This is a genomic window from Komagataeibacter intermedius TF2, assembly GCF_000964425.1.
Taxonomy (GTDB): Bacteria; Pseudomonadota; Alphaproteobacteria; order Acetobacterales; family Acetobacteraceae; genus Komagataeibacter; species Komagataeibacter intermedius.
The window spans coordinates 1-1,327 of sequence record NZ_BANF01000360.1; the positions used below are offsets into that span (position 1 = coordinate 1).

A 1,327-nucleotide genomic window follows, 5' to 3' on the forward strand; every position below is an offset into this window, starting at 1 on the left:
CCTTCCCCGTCGTGAACCATGTTCCGTACATCGTCAGCTATGCCAATATGTTTAATAAAATCAATTATTCAGGCAAAAACCAATCCTTTCCGGACTGGCTTCCCCAGAATCAAACTGCAAAAACACATTCGAAATTTCCATGAAACATCATGAAATTGCCGAATTATTTCATATTTATGCCATTTTTCTGGTGTATTTTTAACGTTTTTCTTTATGTCGCTTCATAGGCGTCATGGGTATTTTTTTGTTAATAAATTGTCAAGCATAAAAAAATTATATATCAGCGAATACCTTGGAAAGGGCAGATAAATATCACATAAATAAAACAAGTATATTATATGAATATGTTTTATCTCGTGAATTAATCATAGATGCAAAGAAATATAAAATATATTCAAAATTATGACCTCTTAAACCAGAGCAACTAACAGTTTCATCTTTCTTCGATGAAAATTATTTGAATTAAAATCAATTTATAAATATATTAATAAATACAAATTATTCTGGAAAATATTTATTATGTCCATGCGCCCTTTCGATCCCATATAAGTTTAAAAATTTGCGTTTTGGATTTGTAAAATTTCTATACATACATATTTTGTATTTTAATTTTTAAATTCTCCATATCTTATATATTTTATTTTCAATTTATTCAGGGAAATTTATAAATATATGGAAATACTATATGCTATATGTATCTTTATAACGCCGCATGCCGAATTGCTTCGACAGAGGCCTGCTTGACTAATTGCATATATACCCCAGAAATTCTAACAAAAACAAATTATTAGCTTTGATATACAGATGGGTATCGTTTATTAATCTTTCACATTAACATAATATTTCACCGCTCCTGCCTGGCCATGTCAGGATGATTCCATTTCGTTATAATAACAATTTGCATGATTCTACGACCAAGCCTGTTAGAGCTTGGTCCAGTCTGCTGCGGCAGCGATGTGGATGACCTCGCGGAACGACGTTGCTGTTTTTTCGTATCTGGTTGCGACTGCACACCACTCCTTGAGGCGAGCCCAGAGGTTCTCAACGAGATGCCGACACCGATAGGCCCATTTCAGGCAGGCGACCGGTGCATCACGTCGTTTCGCGGGAATGGCCGGTCGGGCTCCCATGTCCCATATCCGTTCATGAAAGGCGTTCGACGCGTAGCCCCTGTCCACCACCACCCACAAGGGAATGGCAGGAAGGCTGTCGAGCATGACTGGCGCCAATGGCAGTTCATGAACCTGGCCGGACGCCACCTCGGCCCCAGTTCAGGGGGGATGCTCCGCCATTTCGCACCATTCTCATGACGCCAGAAAATCGCTGC

Annotated in this window: 1 pseudogene; it reads right to left on the reverse strand. The window is 38.8% G+C overall.

Going from position 1 to position 1,327, the window contains the following annotated elements:
• Positions 1 to 923: 923 nt before the first annotated feature.
• Positions 924 to 1,259 (reverse strand): annotated as a pseudogene (locus tag B7449_RS17540) (transposase); the annotation flags it as partial.
• Positions 1,260 to 1,327: the final 68 nt, after the last annotated feature.